This window comes from Acinetobacter lwoffii, assembly GCF_024129735.1.
Classification (GTDB): domain Bacteria; phylum Pseudomonadota; class Gammaproteobacteria; order Pseudomonadales; family Moraxellaceae; genus Acinetobacter; species Acinetobacter lwoffii_H.
The window spans coordinates 1-17,689 of sequence record NZ_JAMXXK010000043.1 but is presented as its reverse complement, the minus strand read 5'-3'; the positions used below and the strand labels follow the sequence as shown (position 1 = coordinate 17,689).

The 17,689-nt window shown below is 43.8% G+C and carries 16 protein-coding genes, 1 tRNA gene and 1 other RNA gene; 10 read left to right on the top strand and 8 right to left on the bottom strand.

Annotated features, from left to right (window positions below; genetic code table 11):
* Position 1: 1 nt before the first annotated feature.
* Positions 2-1,291 carry a glutamyl-tRNA reductase gene (gene hemA, locus NI469_RS12025; protein WP_071850742.1) on the top strand — a complete coding sequence of 430 codons (1,290 nt, stop codon included), beginning with the start codon at positions 2-4 and terminating at the stop codon, positions 1,289-1,291.
* Between the two features lie 139 nt (positions 1,292-1,430).
* Here the strand turns inward: hemA and NI469_RS12020 are convergent, their stop codons facing one another.
* Together NI469_RS12020 and NI469_RS12015 are read right to left on the bottom strand one after the other, a co-directional pair.
* Positions 1,431-3,353, bottom strand: a complete 1,923-nt coding sequence (locus tag NI469_RS12020; RefSeq protein WP_004645776.1) for a DNA primase — start codon at positions 3,351-3,353, stop codon at positions 1,431-1,433.
* Between the two features lie 225 nt (positions 3,354-3,578).
* On the bottom strand, positions 3,579-4,544 hold the full coding sequence (locus tag NI469_RS12015; RefSeq protein WP_005106322.1) for an outer membrane protein assembly factor BamD: 966 nt from the start codon (positions 4,542-4,544) through the stop codon (positions 3,579-3,581).
* Positions 4,545-4,615: 71 nt separating this feature from the next.
* Here NI469_RS12015 and rluD point away from each other — a divergent pair, with 71 nt between their 5' ends.
* From rluD to NI469_RS12000, 3 genes are read left to right on the top strand one after another with little or no spacing between them, the layout of a single operon-like run.
* Positions 4,616-5,668 (top strand): 23S rRNA pseudouridine(1911/1915/1917) synthase RluD, encoded by a 1,053-nt coding sequence (gene rluD / locus NI469_RS12010; RefSeq protein ID WP_121979622.1) that lies wholly within the window; start codon positions 4,616-4,618, stop codon positions 5,666-5,668.
* A 37-nt stretch (positions 5,669-5,705) separates the two neighbouring features.
* Complete coding sequence (pgeF, locus tag NI469_RS12005) at positions 5,706-6,446, top strand: peptidoglycan editing factor PgeF (RefSeq protein ID WP_044108723.1); 741 nt, start codon at positions 5,706-5,708, stop codon at positions 6,444-6,446.
* Positions 6,447-6,486: 40 nt separating this feature from the next.
* Positions 6,487-7,047, top strand: a complete 561-nt coding sequence (locus NI469_RS12000; protein ID WP_004280587.1) for a flavodoxin family protein — start codon at positions 6,487-6,489, stop codon at positions 7,045-7,047.
* Between the two features lie 55 nt (positions 7,048-7,102).
* On the opposite strand, the gene smpB is transcribed toward NI469_RS12000, so the two are convergent.
* Positions 7,103-7,582, bottom strand: a complete 480-nt coding sequence (smpB, locus tag NI469_RS11995) for an SsrA-binding protein SmpB (RefSeq protein ID WP_004280586.1) — start codon at positions 7,580-7,582, stop codon at positions 7,103-7,105.
* Between the two features lie 139 nt (positions 7,583-7,721).
* Between smpB and coaD the strand changes: the two genes are divergently transcribed.
* From coaD to NI469_RS11970, 5 genes are all read left to right on the top strand, one after another.
* Entirely contained in the window at positions 7,722-8,213 is a 492-nt protein-coding gene (gene coaD, locus NI469_RS11990; protein ID WP_004280585.1) for a pantetheine-phosphate adenylyltransferase, read from the top strand.
* Between the two features lies 1 nt (position 8,214).
* Entirely contained in the window at positions 8,215-8,478 is a 264-nt protein-coding gene (locus tag NI469_RS11985) for a YfhL family 4Fe-4S dicluster ferredoxin (RefSeq protein WP_004280584.1), read from the top strand.
* Between the two features lie 26 nt (positions 8,479-8,504).
* Positions 8,505-8,882: RNase P RNA component class A (rnpB, locus tag NI469_RS11980), an RNA gene on the top strand.
* 72 nt (positions 8,883-8,954) lie between these two features.
* Positions 8,955-9,031 (top strand) — tRNA-Met (locus tag NI469_RS11975).
* A 103-nt stretch (positions 9,032-9,134) separates the two neighbouring features.
* Positions 9,135-10,373 (top strand): AAA family ATPase, encoded by a 1,239-nt coding sequence (locus NI469_RS11970; RefSeq protein ID WP_121979621.1) that lies wholly within the window; start codon positions 9,135-9,137, stop codon positions 10,371-10,373.
* Here the strand turns inward: NI469_RS11970 and NI469_RS11965 are convergent, their stop codons facing one another.
* Both NI469_RS11965 and NI469_RS11960 read right to left on the bottom strand, forming a co-directional pair.
* Entirely contained in the window at positions 10,374-11,000 is a 627-nt protein-coding gene (locus NI469_RS11965; RefSeq protein ID WP_121979620.1) for a CatB-related O-acetyltransferase, read from the bottom strand.
* A 112-nt stretch (positions 11,001-11,112) separates the two neighbouring features.
* Positions 11,113-11,508, bottom strand: a complete 396-nt coding sequence (locus NI469_RS11960; protein WP_121979619.1) for a RidA family protein — start codon at positions 11,506-11,508, stop codon at positions 11,113-11,115.
* A 136-nt stretch (positions 11,509-11,644) separates the two neighbouring features.
* Between NI469_RS11960 and NI469_RS11955 the strand changes: the two genes are divergently transcribed.
* Entirely contained in the window at positions 11,645-12,238 is a 594-nt protein-coding gene (locus NI469_RS11955; RefSeq protein WP_121979618.1) for a TetR/AcrR family transcriptional regulator, read from the top strand.
* Positions 12,239-12,310: 72 nt separating this feature from the next.
* Here NI469_RS11955 and greA read toward each other — a convergent pair whose 3' ends face one another.
* The 3 genes from greA to carA all read right to left on the bottom strand — a co-directional run bounded on the left by greA (position 12,311) and on the right by carA (position 17,262).
* Positions 12,311-12,787 carry a transcription elongation factor GreA gene (gene greA / locus NI469_RS11950; protein WP_004645764.1) on the bottom strand — a complete coding sequence of 159 codons (477 nt, stop codon included), beginning with the start codon at positions 12,785-12,787 and terminating at the stop codon, positions 12,311-12,313.
* Positions 12,788-12,878: 91 nt separating this feature from the next.
* A complete protein-coding gene (gene carB, locus NI469_RS11945; RefSeq protein WP_121979617.1) occupies positions 12,879-16,109 on the bottom strand; it encodes a carbamoyl-phosphate synthase large subunit in 3,231 nt (1,076 codons plus the stop codon).
* Between the two features lie 13 nt (positions 16,110-16,122).
* The gene (carA, locus tag NI469_RS11940) at positions 16,123-17,262 is read right to left on the bottom strand and encodes a glutamine-hydrolyzing carbamoyl-phosphate synthase small subunit (RefSeq protein WP_004280574.1); all 1,140 of its coding nucleotides are present in this window, start codon (positions 17,260-17,262) and stop codon (positions 16,123-16,125) included.
* Positions 17,263-17,689: the final 427 nt, after the last annotated feature.

The following is a 17,689-nucleotide window of genomic DNA, read 5'->3' as shown; positions in this document are numbered from 1 at the left end:
TATGTCTTTCTTTGCATTGGGTGTCAACCATCAAACTGCCTCTGTAGAACTGCGCGAACAGGTAGCTTTTAACCCTGAAAAGTTAAGTGCCATTCTTGCCGAGCAAAGCCAACACCCTGAACTGAATGACATGGTGGTGGTGTCTACATGTAACCGGACCGAAGTTTACGCGATGTCTGAAAATGCTGACATGGTGCTAAACTGGCTCGCCCAGAAAAATGGGGTAGATGTCAAACAACTGCAACATCATGTCTATCGTTATGAAAATGCTCAAGCGGTGACGCATCTGATGCGTGTCGCCAGTGGTCTGGATTCACTGATGCTGGGCGAACCACAAATTCTGGGGCAGGTCAAAACCGCACTTTCTCTGGCCAAAGACTCCCATACGGTGTCGCGCAATCTCAACCGGATTTTTGAATATGCCTTTTATGCCGCTAAACGCGTGCGTTCGGAAACGGCTGTCGGCAGTCATGCGGTCTCAATGGGCTATGCGGTGGCGCAACTGGCCTTGCAAGTATTTAGTCATCCGGACAAGCTGACCATTATGATAGTGGCAGCCGGGGAGATGAACAGTCTGGTGGCCAAACACCTTGCAGAGATGGGGGTGGGCAAGATCATTATCTGTAACCGTACCCGCGAGCGTGCGGATATCCTGGCACAGGAAATTGCACATCGGGTTGAGGTCGAAATTATAGGTTTTGATCAGCTTGCAGAAAATCTGCATCGTGCCGATGTCATTTCCAGTTGTACCGGCAGTTTGCATCAAGTGATCCATTTTACCGATGTAAAGGCTGCACTGAAAAAACGTCGTTACCAGCAGATGCTACTGGTAGATCTGGCCGTGCCACGTGATATTGATGCAAAAGTAGAAAGCTTGGATGGGGTTTATCTATATGGGGTCGATGACCTGCAAAGCGTGATTGAGGAAAATCTGGCACAGCGCCGTCAAGCGGCTGTTGAAGCCGAGATCATGGTCAATCAGTTGGCTACAGAACTGATGACCCAGCAAAAGGTCAAACAGGCCGGGGCGACCATTCATGCCTACCGTGACCACGGGGAAACATTACGTCAGGAAGAATTGTCACTGGCAATGCAGCGAATTGCCAAGGGCGAAAAGGCAGACATTGTACTGGCCGAGTTTTCGCATCGCTTAACTCAAAAACTGTTGCATCCAACCTCTATTGTGCTGCGTGAGGCGGCCAAAGCAGAAGATCCTGCCTATTTTGAGCTGTTGCAGGAAGAACTGGGCAATGTAGTCGCGAAACGTCGTAAATCCAGGCATTCGTTTTAATCAGCATGATGAGAAGCTTGGTTCTTTGCTGATTTGTACTTCAACATAAAACCCAGCCTGATTATTTGAGAAAATTATAAATAATAATGTGAGCTAGCAGTGACTTCATTGGATTCAAAAGAATCAATAATTTGAAAAATTAATCTTCTAACAGGGTCATTGAGCGTTTGCGGTCAATCTCATAAATCTGCATTTTCAGGTTTTTCATTTCTGCAATACTGTTAAATTTCTTGGATTTAATCTTGTTTTTTAAACACTGATATTGCAGCTTGGTTGAAAAATCAGCCGCGAGCTTATCGGCCTGTTCCGGCGATGAGGTGTAATCGCTGACATTGGCATGCTGCAGAATATGCTGCAGTTCATGATGATGGGCTGCGCAGGCACCGAGCACATAATAGATCGACAGTTCAGGATCATCCGGCAAGTCATCAAAAATCACATTCAGAATATTCAAAATCTTAAACAGCAACTGATCTTCCGCTACTAGCGCGCGCAGTGGTTCAAAATGAATATACAGATAAGGATGATTCATCAAGATCGCAATCACATATTCTTCAGCATCAATTTTGGTACTAAAGCTTAAAGATGCATCTGTATTGACCTTAGGTTGCCATTTACGATTAAAGCCCAGTTTTTCACGGAAAAATTGCTGCAGCAGATAACGGAAGGAGCCGTGTTTGGGCAGTAATTCGGTCAGATTTTTTAGTTCACCCATAACCTGACTCTTGCCTTCTGGGGTGGTGATATCCTGATTTTGGGTCAGATGGGCAAACACGAAGTCCGACATCAACGGTGCCTGATCCAGCAAGCGTCTGAAGTTTTCTATCCCTTCACGGCGGATCAATGAATCTGGGTCATGGTCAGCGGGCAAAACAAAGAACTTCAGCTCTCGGCCATCATTCAGCAGGGGCAGGGCAATGTCTAAGGTACGGCGCGCTGCTTTTTGACCGGCAGCATCCCCATCAAAGGCAATGGTCAGCCGGTTGCTCTGCTTGAACAGAATATTCAGGTGGTCGGTATTACTCGCTGTACCTAAAGTTGCTACTGCGCCATGAATGCCATATTGCTGAAGCGCAATCACATCCATATAGCCTTCGACCATCAGCCATTCTTGGGCTTTCTGTTTGCGGCCCTCATAGAGGCCATACAGCAACTGGTTTTTATGGAAGACCTCAGAATCTGGCGAGTTGATATATTTAGGCTTAATCTCGTCATTCAGGGCACGGCCGCCAAAACCAACTACACGACCCTTGGTATCACGGATCGGGAAAATCACCCGTTCACGCAGCAGATCAAAATCACGGCCACTGTCGCTGGTACGAATCAGACCTAAAAGTTTTAAGCCTTCAATATCCTGAGGAAAGGCTTTTTCCAGATGTTGCCAGTCTTCGGGCGCATAGCCTAAGCGCCAATAGGCAATGGTTTCTGCAGTCAGACCACGCTGTTTAAAGTATTGCTGGGCACTCGGGCTGTTGGGTAACTGGCGTTCATAGAACTGCGCGATATTTTCTAGCAGGTCGTAGAGGTTACCGTCTTGCTGAACTTCCGCCATCGGTAGGTGTTCAAAAGAAGCAAAAGGGTCACCATAAAAATCCTGTTCGACTGTCTGAAACTCTGCAAATGGATCGAAACTCGCCGTAGATGCAGCATTATTATTTTCTGTTGGAGCGTTATTCTGTTGCGGCTGAGTTTGTGGTGCAGTTTGAGCAGGCACGATTTTGGGTTTGGCTGCTTCACGTTTATATTTTAATTTATTGGAATCAGTATTGTCTTTAGGCAGTTCGATGCCCGTCTGGCTGGACAGGTCTTTCATCACTTCGACAAAATTACGGCTGCCAATGTCCATTAAAAAACGGATGGCATTACCGTTGGCCTGACAGCCAAAACAGTGAAAATACTGTTTGTCACGATAGACGTGGAAAGACGGTGATTTTTCCTGATGAAAAGGGCAGCAGCCTGAATAGGTACGGCCTGTTTTTTTCAGTTTTACGAATTGACCAATCACATCGACAATATCGGTGCGATCGAGAATCTGATCAATCGTATGTTGAGGAATGGCCATGGTCTGCTGAGCTTCTCGTGCTGGAATCTAAGGTCTAAATCACTGAAAAAATGAAAATAGTCTAGTTGGACATTGAATATTTCAAGTTCCTTTGTATACCTTTTGCACGTTTTGTTCAAGCCTGGGCAAGACAACGCAAAAGGGCAAGTATGATACCTTGCCCTTGAGGAAAATGCACCTGTAAAGCGCTGTCTTATTTGCTGATGCTGCCGGCCTTCTTTAGCTTTATTCAGCCGTTTTAGGACGATCCAGCAAACCAAATGAAATGCGATTGGTGATGCTGCGCTTTTCATTTTCTGGCGCATCAGACTGTGCATCGGTGTCGGTTACAGTCTTGGCTTCTTTACCAAAAATACCCAGTGTCGCGCGGTTAAAGAAGCTGCCTTCACTACGCGCTGCACGCAGATTCACCGTCCCATCTGATTTCACCAGATTCGGATAATTCAGCTTTAATACATCCACATATTGCTGAGAAGTCGCTTTATCACCTAGCTGAGCATAGCCATAAGCAACCGTTGCCAGTGCTTCTGGAATCTGCGGAGTTTGAGGATAATGTTCAATCACCCACAAGCCACGTTCAACTGCTGCCAGATAAGCCTTACGCTTGATGTTGAAACGTGCTGCGTTCATTTCATGCTCAGCCAGTTCCTGACCGATAAACTGCATACGCTGTGCTGCATCCACTGCATAAGTGCTAGATGGATAGCGGCGAATGAAATCAACAAAATTCTGGTAAGCCACTTTCAGGTAGCTGACATCACGATGCGATTGTTTCAGTGAGGTATAACGCAGCAGGCCGTTATAGTTCTGTTCCATATTGGCGACACCGCGTACATAGTAAGCATAATCGACATTTGGATGTTGCGGGTTCAGACGGATAAAACGCTCTGCCAGTGCAACCGCACCTTCATAATCTTTTTGCTGGAATTTTACATACAACAGTTCAAGCTGCGCCTGAGGGGCATACTGACTGGTCGGGAAATAAGTTTCCAGCGCTTCTAACTGTTTTGCTGCATCGGTATATTGATTACGATCTAGCGCTTTCTGTGCTTTTTGAATATAAACCTGTTCGCTAGATTCCGGACCTTTATCCACGACTTCTTTTTTTGGATTACTGCTACAGCCTACCATTGCCGATGCAATGCCTAATGTCACAGCAAGCATTGTCATTTTATAATGTGGTAGCGACATAAAAATTCCTCTGTTAATACGGGCAATGAGCTACAATTGCACTATTAAACCACTTTTGTCTGAATGAGCAAATGAGTCAAGCACAATCTTCCAATTCTAATATCCCTGATACTGATTTCAATTTACTTGAAGATTCTGAGGATGCAGATAACCATACTTCAGAAGCAACTGCAACACGTTTATCGTTGCAATTTCAACTGGATGAAACTTATATCGGGCAACGGATCGACCAGATTGCCGCAATGGTCTGGAGCGATTTTTCTCGAGAAAAATTAAAGCAATGGATTAAAGATGGCAATTTATTGGTGAATGGTCAACCGGTTAAGCCGAAATTTAAAAGTGATGGTTTTGAAACCCTGACTTTAAATGTTGAGCTTGAAGCGCAAACGCGCAGTCTGCCGGAAGATATTCCACTGGACATCATCTATGAAGATGATGACATTATGGTCATCAACAAACCAGTCGGTATGGTGGTACATCCGGGCGCTGGCAATAGTTCTGGCACCTTGGTGAATGCTTTATTGCATCACTATCCGAAATCGGCTGAACTGGCGCGTGCAGGTCTGGTACATCGTATCGATAAAGACACCAGCGGTCTGTTAGTCGTCGCCAAAAATCTGGAAGCACAATTTGCCTTAAGCAAACAGCTTGAGAAAAAATCAGTATATCGCCTGTATGACTTGGTGGTTTACGGCAATATTATTGCTGGCGGTACCATTGATGAACCAATCAAACGCCATCCGGTGGATCGTGTGAAAATGACCGTACTTCCAGGTGGTAAAGACGCGGTGACGCATTACAATGTCAAAGAGCGTTTCCAGCATTTTACCCGTGTTCAAGCCCGTCTGGAAACTGGACGTACCCATCAGATCCGTGTGCATTTTAGCTATATCGGCTTTGGCTTGGTGGGCGATCAGGTGTATATGCCACGTGTCCGTATGCCTGCAGGTGCATCGCAATTATTAGATGATACTTTGCGTGGCTTCAAGCGTCAGGCTTTGCATGCTGTACAACTCGGTCTGACCCATCCGCGTACCAAAGAAGAAATGACCTTTGAAGCACCGTGGCCGGAAGACTTTACCAATCTGGTTGAAGTGCTGCGTACCGAAAACAAAGCCTATTAATCTTTTTATTTAGCTCGCGTCAAAGCAAGGAATCGAGATGCAATTTGTACCAGGACTTCCACAAGGTGTGTATGTCGGCCAGACTCGCGTTCACCATGCGAAAGTACAGCCATCCGCACAGCCTGAGCTTGCAGGTTTTAACTTGGCCTTGCATGTGCAGGATAATGCGCTACGGGTACAACAGCATCGTATGGCTTTATTGCAGGATTTCGCTGCCTTTGGCGTAGATAAAATTACCTGGATGACCCAGACGCATAGCACCATTTGTCATAGCATTAATGAGCAGATGCCATTTACCGCACTGGTCGGAGATGGTCTGGTGACGCAGCGCAAGGCGCATGCCTTGATGATGATGACTGCAGACTGTTTACCTGTGGTAATGGGGAATGCGAAAGGTACGGAAGTTGCCAATTTGCATGCCGGCTGGCGTGGTCTGGCCGGTGGGATTATTGAAAATACCCTTGTAGCCATGCAAACTCCGCCGACTTGGGCCTGGCTCGGGGCGGCCATTAGTCAGCCATGTTTTGAAATTGGCGCTGAAGTAAAAGCTGCTTTTTGTAGTAAATATCCTGAACTGGACAGTGCATTTCAGGCCGGTGAACAGGCAGGTAAATATTATGCCGACCTGTATGCGATTGCGCGTTATATCTTGCAGCAACACGGCATAAATACCGTATTGGGTGGGGATCAGTGTTCTTATCGTCAAGCACATGAATATTTTTCTTATCGCCGTGAGCCAAAAACAGGGCGTATGGCGACATTCGTGTTTATGACATGAAAATGTTAAACTTAACTGAATTTTTTGGCTTTTGAGCGTTATGTCCCTATCTTCCAAATCTGTTGCGATTGTTTATCACAGTCCTTATGGACACACGGCTAAAGTGGCAAATTTTATTGCCGATGGTGCACGGGAAACCGGTGTTCAGGTGCATATGATGAATGTCGAACATATAGACTGGGATGTACTGGATGCCGCCGATGCAATTATATTTGGCTGTCCGACCTATATGGGTAGCCTGACCTCTGCCATGAAGCTATTTATGGAACAGTCTTCCAAGCGCTGGTTGGCACGTACCTGGCAGGGAAAACTGGCAGCGGCTTTTACCAATGGTGGCGGACTTAGTGGCGATAAGCTGGCAGTGTTACAGCAGATCAATCTGTTCGCCATGCAGCACGGTATGCTATGGAGTGGCTTACCATTAATGCCGACAGGTCGTGCCGTGACTGATCTAAACCGGATGTCGAGCTTTTTGGGTTTAATGACCCAGTCAGATAACGCACCGGTAGAAGTGACTCCACCTGAAGGCGATTTAAAAACCGCGTTCTGGTTTGGGGAATATATTGCCCTGACTCTGGCAAGACTGGGCGGTAAAGCTTAAAGTTATAATAAAACCTCCAAATGCGGAGGTTTTTTTATATTCAACTTTTAATCCATTATTTATGGAAAATTCGCGCCTTATCACGTTGCCAGTCACGGTCTTTTTCGGTGGCACGTTTGTCATGAAGCTGCTTACCTTTCACCAGAGCAATTTCCAGCTTGGCATGTGGACCTTTCCAGTAGCAGGCCAATGGAACGCAGGAATAACCTTTCTGATTAATTGCACCCATCAACTTTTCAATTTCACGGCGATTCAGCAACAGCTTGCGGGTACGAGTTGCTTCAGGCACCACATGGGTTGAAGCGCTTAATAAGGGCTGAACCTGTGCACCAAACAAGAACGCTTCACCATTTTTAAAGGTAATATAACTTTCTACGATGGTCATACGACCAGCACGCATTGATTTGACTTCCCAGCCTTTTAATGAAAGCCCCGCTTCAAATTTCTCTTCAATAAAATAATCGTGGCGGGCACGTTTATTTAGTGCAATGGTACCGCCATTATTTTTTTTTACTACAATAGATGCTTTCGCCATAATCTGATACTTCCAAACGTGCTGCTATTGTACCGCAACTAGAAATAAGGTGAAGTTTTTTAAATTAATGAGGATTATTCACCAAAAAAACAAGTTTTTGCTAAAATAAGATTCTACATAACAAACAGAGTACAAATGGATGTCTAAAACTCGTGTGATTTATCCGGGGACTTTTGATCCAATTACCAATGGACATATTGATTTGGTAACCCGCGCAGCGCGAATGTTTGATGAAGTTGTGGTAGCCATTGCCATCGGTCATCATAAAAATCCGGTATTTAGTCTGGAAGAGCGTGTCGCATTGGCGAAAGAGTCATTGAGTCATTTGGACAATGTTGAATTTGTAGGTTTTGATGGTTTGCTCGTCAATTTTTTCCGTGAGCAAAAGGCGACTGCTGTATTGCGTGGTTTGCGTGCAGTGTCTGATTTTGAGTATGAATTTCAGCTGGCCAATATGAACCGTCAGCTGGACTCCCATTTTGAAGCGGTATTTTTAACTCCTTCAGAACAATATTCTTTTATTTCATCCACTTTGGTGCGTGAAATTGCTCGATTAAGAGGTGATGTAACCAAATTTGTACCACCAAACGTGGTTGCGGCCTTCGAGCGTAAACTTCAACAAGGTTGGTAGCGTGTCTTTATATATCACCGATGAATGTATTAACTGTGATGTCTGTGAACCTGTATGCCCGAATGAGGCCATCTATATGGGTGAACTCATTTATGAGATTCATCCAGATTTATGTACAGAGTGCGTCGGACATCATGATCAACCGCAGTGCCAGTTGTTCTGTCCGGTGGATTGTATTCCACTGGATCCGAATCATGTCGAAACGCAGGAACAGCTGCAAGCCAAGTATGAAAAACTGACTGCTCAAAAAACATCAAGCAATTAGTCTCGATATTTGATACTATGCCGCTCGAAGTGAGCCAGACGATCGCTGCTGTGGAAATCTCCGTGATTGAAGCAGGGGAGGAAAGTCCGGGCTTCATAGGGCAAGGTGCCAGGTAACGCCTGGGCGGTGCAAACCGACGGCAAGTGCAGCAGAGAGAAGACCGCCTTCATTATGTTTTCGAGCAATCGGAATCGGAGGTAAGGGTGAAAGGGTGCGGTAAGAGCGCACCGCATGGCTGGTAACAGTTCATGGCGAGGTAAACCCCACCGGAAGCAAGACCAAATAGGAATCCATTAGGCATGGCCCATGCTGGATTCGGGTAGGTCGCTTGAGCGCATGAGTGATTGTGCGCCTAGAGGAATGATCGTTCACGACAGAACCCGGCTTATCGGCTCACTTCAACAAATTTTGATCAAACAGCACAATATGGGGTTGACGTGATTTACAGAAAATCCCATAATGCGCGCACAGTTTAAGGCTATGTAGCTCAGTTGGTTAGAGCACCGCACTCATAATGCGGGGGTCACAAGTTCAAGTCTCGTCATAGCCACCATATTCTGAAAAAACCCACTCCGATTGAGTGGGTTTTTTTATGGCTCTAGGAATAATTGTGTAATAATTAATCTAATAAATATAATTTTTCTAATAGGTTGGCTATGGGTATTGATATTTTGGGGTTAAAAAGCAAAGACGAAGCGCGTTTGAAGCATATGCTAAAAGAACTAGCTGAGTTAAATGATTCATTAAGTTCTAAGTATTCATTACGTGCAGATTTGCGAGATTTAACAAATAGGTCTTTTACTGTTGGTAAATTACTTCAGGAAGAATTAGATAAAATTAAATCTAATCAGCAGAAATTAGAAGAAGCTTGTAATGAAACTTTAAGAGTTAAGAATAAAATCGAAGCTTGTTTGGGAACTATTAGTGAAATAGAGAGCAAGCTAGAATTAGATGATAATGGCATCTCTATATATGATCGTATAGTCGAACTTACATCCGCAGAAAGCATTGAAGAAATTGAAAATTCTAAGCAAGAAATTCTAGACAAATATAATGAATTATTTTCGGAAGATGAGCAGGGTGAATCTACAGTTGATCAACTTTCGTCGAAAGTAAAGGAAATAAAAGAAAAATATGCTGAACTGTTTGAGGAACAAAATAAGGATGGTGAAAATTTATTTGAAGAAATGGAATCAAGAGTAAATAAATTAGGAGAATTATGGAAAGAGTATTTTGTAGAAGATGAAGAAGGGGTAACAAAAAGTGAATTAATTGATGGAAGGCTTAAAAAATTAGATCAATTTTATATCAGAATTTATGGTGATGAAGCTAAAGATATTCCATCATTAAAGAAAGAACTAGAAGAAAGATTAGATAATTTAAAAGATGTAGAGACTCGAGCAAAAGCTACGATTGATTTATCGAGTGAGGCGGGATTGGCTGGTGGATTTGTCAGTAAGCGAAAAGAAGCAAATACGGCTCGTTTAATAAGTTTGGCTGTGTTTATAGTAACGGTTTTATGTATGTTTGGTTTTAATCTTTGGCTTTTTGATGCTGATGATTTTAAAAATATGGAACTTCATACTTTATTATTTAAGATTACCATTAATGCTCCTTTAATATGGATAGCAACCATAGCAAATATAAACTTAAACAGATTTTCTAGACTTGAGCAAGAGTATTCACACAAGGAGTCTCTAGCAAAGTCATATGAGCGCTACAGGGCTGAAATTGAACAGTTAGAACAACTTGGTGTTCAAGGAGCTGATGATCTTAAAATTAAGTTGCTAGATACAAATTTAGAAGCATTTAAGTTAAATCCGGTTTCACATACCAAGCAGGAAGGTAAATCATTTGCATTATTTAATTTCGGAAGAAAAATAAACGATACTTAATTAGTGGTTCGATTTGAAATAGTTGATTAATTGTTTAATATCATCCGTCTGCAACTGTTCACGCATTTTTAAAAACTGCTTTTCATCTATATTGTAAACTTGGAGGGAAAGCAGTTTTTCTATATCTTCTTGTGGAAAACGGTATTTAATAATTTTTGCAGGTACACCACCGACAACTGCATATGGTGGCACATCTTTGGTCACGACTGCGCCTGTCGCCACTACCGCGCCTTCACCAAGGTTCACACCCTGCATAATCAAAGCGCGTGAGCCAATCCAACAGCCATCGCCAATAATAGTATCGCCAGCAGGTACAAAACTGCGTGTATCGAATGGAAACGCTGAAATCCAGTCGGTACGGTGGAGTTGATTGCCACCCATCATAATCACGCACTCAGCACCAAAACAGACAAAATTACCGATATAGAGCTGGTCGATGGGCTTCTCAGACGTTGCAGGCCTGTCATGTAAATAACGCACTACACAACGCTCAAACCCCTGATCCCAATAGGCCGAATAATACGAATAATTCCCTTTGATATGAATGTTGGGATTCTTCACCGTTTTTGAGATGAACTCGAATTCACACCAGTGATTCACAGGAGAATTAATTAACTTTTCAGACATGAGGAGGCTATAACCACAAGGAATGCATCATTATACCGAATTGGACTTTAAGCTGAATCAACAATCTTAATTCAGCCAGTGAATCGAATATTAAAGCACGTGCTGACCTTGCTTAAGTGCTACGAGGAATACGGGCAATGACTTTAATTTCAAAATCAAAACCTGCCAGCCAGGTCACGCCAACAGCCGTCCAGTTTGGATAAGGCTTTTGATTAAACACTTGCTGCTTAACTTTCATAATACTTTCAAACTGTACTTCTGGGTCGGTGTGAAAAGTGGTGACATCGACAATATCATCAAAAGTACAACCAGCTGCTGCCAATGTCGCAGCTAAATTTTCAAAAGCCCGTTCTACCTGTTTTTCGAAATCTGGTTCTGGAGAACCATCCTCACGGCTACCGACCTGACCCGATACAAACAGTAAGTCTTCCGATTTGATCGCAGCAGAATAACCATGCTGTTCATACAGGGCATGGCGGTCTTGGGGAAATATCGCAGTTCTAGTCATGACTATCCTCATTCAATATCTAATTTATAAATGAGTGAAAGCAATTTAACTTTCACATACGCATCGTATGTAAACATAATTGACATACGGTCCGTATGTCAATTAAAATTTTTGTGATGATGAGGTAAAGTAATTCATGTCTGTTCGTGAACAAAAAATGGCGGAAACCCGCAAGAAACTGATTGAAGTGGCACGTCGTACGTTTGCAGAATATGGTTATGCAGACACTTCAATGGATAAGCTCACGGCAGAAGCAGGGCTGACCCGTGGAGCGTTGTATCATCATTTTCGCGATAAAAAAGGCTTGTTTGCTGCAGTGGTCGACCAGATCGATTCGGAAATGGCTTCATCTGCCCAGCAGCATCTGGAGCAGCCTGATGATCTGTGGGAAGGATTGATGCTGGAAGGGCGGACCTATATTCAAAATGCCTTAAACTCTGAATTCCAGCGCATTGTATTGCGCGATGGGCCTGCGGTATTGGGTGATCCTGCACACTGGCCAAGTCAAAACAGATGTTTGCAGTCCACGCGTGAATGTGTTGAGCAATTATTGGTAGCAGATCGAATTAAAACAGTTGATCCGGAAGCTGCTGCGGTATTTTTAAATGGTGCTGCAATGAATGCAGCCCTCTGGGTGGCTTCTAGCGAACATCCTGAGCAGGTACTCCCTGAGGCTTTACATGCATTTAATTTATTTGCATCGGGGTTTTTAAAAGAAGCCCAGAGCTAATTCGTTTGTAGGAAGCAGATAAAGGTAAAAAACCCCTCAATCGAGGGGCTTTAAATTAAACAGCTTTAAATTTTAAAGATATTCAACTTTCACAATTTCGTATTCAACTTCACCGTTTGGTGTATTGATTTTCACATCGTCGCCTTCGTTTTTACCTAAAAGACCACGTGCAATTGGCGAGTTCACAGAGATCTTGTTAATCTTAAAGTCTGCTTCGTCATCACCTACAATTTTATAGGTTTTCTGTTCTTCAGTATCCAGATTTTCAATCGTGACCGTTACACCAAAAACCACACGACCATTCTGTTCAAGTTCTTTTACGTCGATCACCTGAGCTGCACCCAGTTTGCCTTCGATGTCCTGAATACGACCTTCACAGAAGCCTTGCTGTTCACGTGCTGCATGGTATTCTGCATTTTCTTTTAAGTCGCCGTGTTCACGCGCTTCTGCAATTGAAGCTGTGATACGTGGACGATCCACTGTTTTCAGTTGGTGTAATTCTTTCTCTAAGGCAATTTTGCCTTCAGGTGTCATAGGATAACGTTGCATGTTGTCCCTCAAAAGTCAGTTGAAAGATATAAAATCTATAAATAAAAAAAAGCCCGCCACCAAGAAGGTGGCGGGACTTCTTGGAAGTGAATTAACCTTTAGTTAGGTCTTGCAAACGATATACATCCATCGGCAATTTAATTGCTAAAGCTTGGCATACTGCATCCGCACCATTCAATGTAGTTGTGTTATACACTTTACCTTGAAGTGCTGAACGACGGATCGAGAATGAGTCTTCTTGTGCCTTTTTGCCTTCAGTCGTGTTAATCACAAGGTGGATTTCGCCGTTTTTAATACGGTCCACAATGTTAGGACGACCTTCAGTTACTTTATTGACACGTTCACATTCAAGACCAGCATCGCTAATCACTTTAAATGTACCATCAGTTGCAAGAATCTTGAAGCCTAGGTCAATCAATTGTTTTGCGATACCAGCCGCACGTGGTTTATCAGAATCACGTACAGAGATAAATGCGTGTTTCACTTCGCCTTCAGTTGGAAGACCTGGTAAACGCTCATTTGCACCTAAAACAGCTTTATAGAACGCTTCACCAAATGTTTTACCAACGCCCATCACTTCGCCAGTCGATTTCATCTCAGGGCCAAGGATCGGGTCAACACCAGGGAATTTGTTGAACGGGAACACTGCTTCTTTGACAGAGAAGTGCTCAGGAATAATCTCAGTTGTGAAGCCTTGCGACTCAAGAGATTGACCCGCCATACAACGTGCAGCAACTTTCGCAAGCGACTCACCGATACACTTAGAAACGAATGGCACAGTACGAGACGCACGTGGGTTCACTTCCAGGATGTAAACATCTTCACCTTTGACAGCAAACTGAACGTTCATCAAACCGATTACGCCAAGCTCTTTTGCCATCGCCACAGTTTGACGACGCATTTCGTCCTGAATCTCTTTAGATAGAGAGTAAGGAGGAATTGAACATGCCGAGTCACCTGAATGAATACCCGCTTGTTCGATGTGCTGCATGATGCCGCCGATTACAACGTCTTTACCATCAGATACGCAGTCTACGTCAACTTCGATCGCATCATCTAAGAAACGGTCAAGCAGAACAGGTGCTTCGTTAGATGCTTGAACCGCATCACGTAAGTAGCGTTTGAGTTCTTCATCGTTGTACACGATTTCCATCGCACGACCACCAAGCACGTAAGAAGGACGTACCACTAATGGATAGCCTACTTTAGACGCTTCAGCCATACCTTCTTCAGCAGATTTTACAATGCTGTTGTTTGGTTGACGAAGTTGCAGACGTTGAATCATTTGCTGGAAACGTTCACGGTCTTCTGCACGGTCAATCGCGTCAGGTGATGTACCAATGATTGGCGCACCGGCTTCTTCTAAAGCACGAGCCAATTTCAAAGGTGTTTGACCACCGTACTGAACGATAATGCCTTTAGGCTTCTCGATACGCACGATTTCTAAAACGTCTTCTAAAGTGATCGGTTCGAAGTACAAACGATCTGAAGTGTCGTAATCCGTAGAAACCGTTTCAGGGTTACAGTTCACCATGATGGTTTCGTAACCGTCTTCACGCATAGCAAGCGCTGCGTGTACACAGCAGTAATCGAACTCGATACCTTGACCAATACGGTTAGGGCCGCCACCAATTACCATGATCTTGTCACGGGTTGAAGGGTTTGCTTCACATTCTTCATCGTAAGTTGAGTACATGTACGCTGTATCAGATTCGAATTCTGCAGCACATGTATCCACACGTTTGTAAACTGGAGTTACGCCCAGGTTCCAACGGTGTTTACGGAATTGTTTTTGTGAAATGCCCATCAAGTTGGCAATGCGAAGATCTGATAAACCTTTACGTTTGAACCCACGGATGTTGTCCGCATTCAAGTCGCCAAAACCTAAAGTTTTGATTTGGTTTTCAGTTTTGATGATGTCTTCGATTTGAATCAAGAACCAGCGGTCAATGTTCGTTGCAGCGAATACTTCGTCTAAAGTAAAGCCGTGACGGAATGCGTCGCCCACGTACCAAATACGCTCAGGACCTGGAACTTTAAGCTCTTGCAAGATTTTGTCGCGCGCGCCTTCAGCACCCACTTCAATTTTTTCGTCAAAACCAGAAGCGCCAACTTCAAGACCACGAAGGGCTTTTTGTACAGATTCCTGGAAGTTACGACCAATCGCCATCACTTCACCGACAGATTTCATCTGAGTTGTAAGCGTTGCGTCAGCTTGTGGGAATTTCTCGAAGTTGAAACGAGGAATCTTGGTTACAACGTAGTCAATTGCAGGTTCAAACGATGCAGGTGTTGTACCGCCAGTGATGTCGTTTTTCAACTCATCAAGCGTGTAACCAACCGCTAATTTCGCAGCGATTTTTGCAATTGGGAAACCAGTTGCTTTAGAGGCAAGGGCAGATGAACGTGATACACGTGGGTTCATCTCGATCACAACCATACGACCAGTATTTGGACAAATACCGAACTGTACGTTAGAACCACCTGTTTCTACGCCAATTTCACGTAGTACAGCTAAAGATGCGTTACGTAGAAGTTGGAATTCTTTGTCTGTCAATGTTTGCGCAGGAGCAACAGTGATTGAGTCACCAGTGTGTACGCCCATTGGGTCAAAGTTTTCAATCGTACATACGATGATACAGTTGTCGTTTTTGTCACGAACAACTTCCATCTCGTACTCTTTCCAACCAATTAAAGATTCATCGATCAATAATTGTTTAGTCGGAGAAAGATCGAAACCGCGTTCACAAATTTCGATGAATTCTTCTTTGTTGTAAGCGATACCGCCACCAGAACCACCCATGGTGAATGATGGACGGATAATCACTGGGAAGCCGAAACGTGCTTGAATTTCTAAAGCATGTTCCATTGACTCAGCAACGTCAGCTTTTGGACATTCAAGACCAATTTTACGCATTGCCTGGTCAAACAGTTTGCGGTCTTCAGCTTTTTCAATCGCTTCTTTGGTTGCACCGATTAATTCAACATTGAATTTTTCTAAAATGCCGTGCTCATCGAGGGCAAGGGCACAGTTCAATGCAGTTTGACCACCCATGGTCGGAAGAACAGCGTCTGGGCGTTCTTTCTCAATAATTGCTGCAACAGTTTGCCAAGTAATTGGCTCAATATAAGTTGCATCTGCCATGGTTGGGTCGGTCATGATGGTCGCTGGGTTCGAGTTGACCAAAATAACGCGGTAGCCTTCTTCACGAAGGGCTTTACATGCTTGAGCACCTGAGTAGTCAAACTCACATGCTTGACCGATGACAATCGGACCAGCACCAATAATCAAGATGCTTTTAATGTCAGTACGTTTAGCCATGATGCTTCCTTAATTACTTCTTAGATGCTTCGATAAGTTCGATGAAATGATCGAACAATGGTGCGCAGTCATGTGGACCCGGGCTTGCTTCAGGGTGACCCTGGAAGCTGAACGCAGGTTTGTCTGTACGATGGATACCTTGGTTGGTGCCATCAAACAGTGAGCGATGCGTTACACGCAACACATCAGGCAGATTGCTTTCATCGACTGCGAAGCCATGGTTTTGAGAAGTAATCATCACTGTACCGTTATCAAGATTTTGTACAGGATGGTTCGCACCGTGGTGGCCGTGAGGCATTTTTAAGGTTTTAGCACCACTTGCAAGCGCAAGGATCTGGTGACCCAGGCAGATACCAAATACTGGAATTTCAGTGGTTTCTACAATTGTTTTTACAGCTTCAATTGCGTAGTCACATGCAGCCGGATCACCAGGACCGTTCGACAGGAACACGCCATCTGGATTCAGTGCAAGTACATCAGCAGCAGGAGTTTGCGCCGGCACAACAGTCAGTTTACAACCGCGGTCTGCGAGCATACGTAAGATGTTGGTTTTGACACCGTAATCGTATGCAACAACATGGAATTTAGCTTCTGGTTGAGAGAAACCTTTGCCTAATGTCCAAGAGCCTTCAGTCCATTCAAAACCTTCAGGGTCGCAACATTCTTTTGCCAGGTCTAAACCGTTTAAACCACCAAATGCACGTGCTTTTTCAAGCGCTTCAGCTTCAGTGATATTTTCGCCAGCAAGGATACAGCCATTTTGCGCACCTTTGTCACGTAAGATACGTGTCAATTTACGCGTGTCGATATCCGCAATTGCCACAACATTGTGTTGTACCAAATATTCAGCTAATGATTGGGTTGAACGGAAGTTACTGTGCAGTAAAGGCAGGTCGCGAATGATCAATCCGTTCGCCCAAACCTTATGAATACGACCTGATTCAGCGTCTTCTTCATTACAGCCTGTGTTACCGATATGTGGGTAAGTCAGTGTCACAAGTTGCTGTGCATAACTCGGGTCAGTCAAAATTTCTTGATAGCCAGTCATGGCAGTGTTGAAAACGACTTCACCAGTCGTACTACCCGATGCGCCAATCGAAGTACCTTTAAAGATAGTTCCGTCGGCAAGGGCTAAAATTGCTGGGGTGCTCAAACCAAAGCTCCTGAAATTTAGGCTGTAAAAAAGCGAGAAGACGAAAAAAAAGGAAGGCTATTTTTTAAACCTACCCTCCTATGTCTGCTCGCTTGAACTTAACACGGCATTATACGCAGAATGACCCCTAAAGTCCAACGGCTTTGCAGCGAAAGTATGAGATAAATGGCTTGCTTTTTGCATGGAAGTCTGTTTTGTAAGCAAGGTGAAAAAATGTAAGCAATTAATAATTGTCAGACAAATCAAATCTTAATTTTTATCAAATCTACTAATATAGCTTAGTCGATATAACAATAGGAACAAGACAAATGGCTACAGCACCTAAATCTACTACATTAGGACTTACGCACTATTATTTATAGATTTTCTGTGGCAGCAGATGATTCTTATCGAGAATAAATTCATCAATAAAGTTCTTGATAATTGG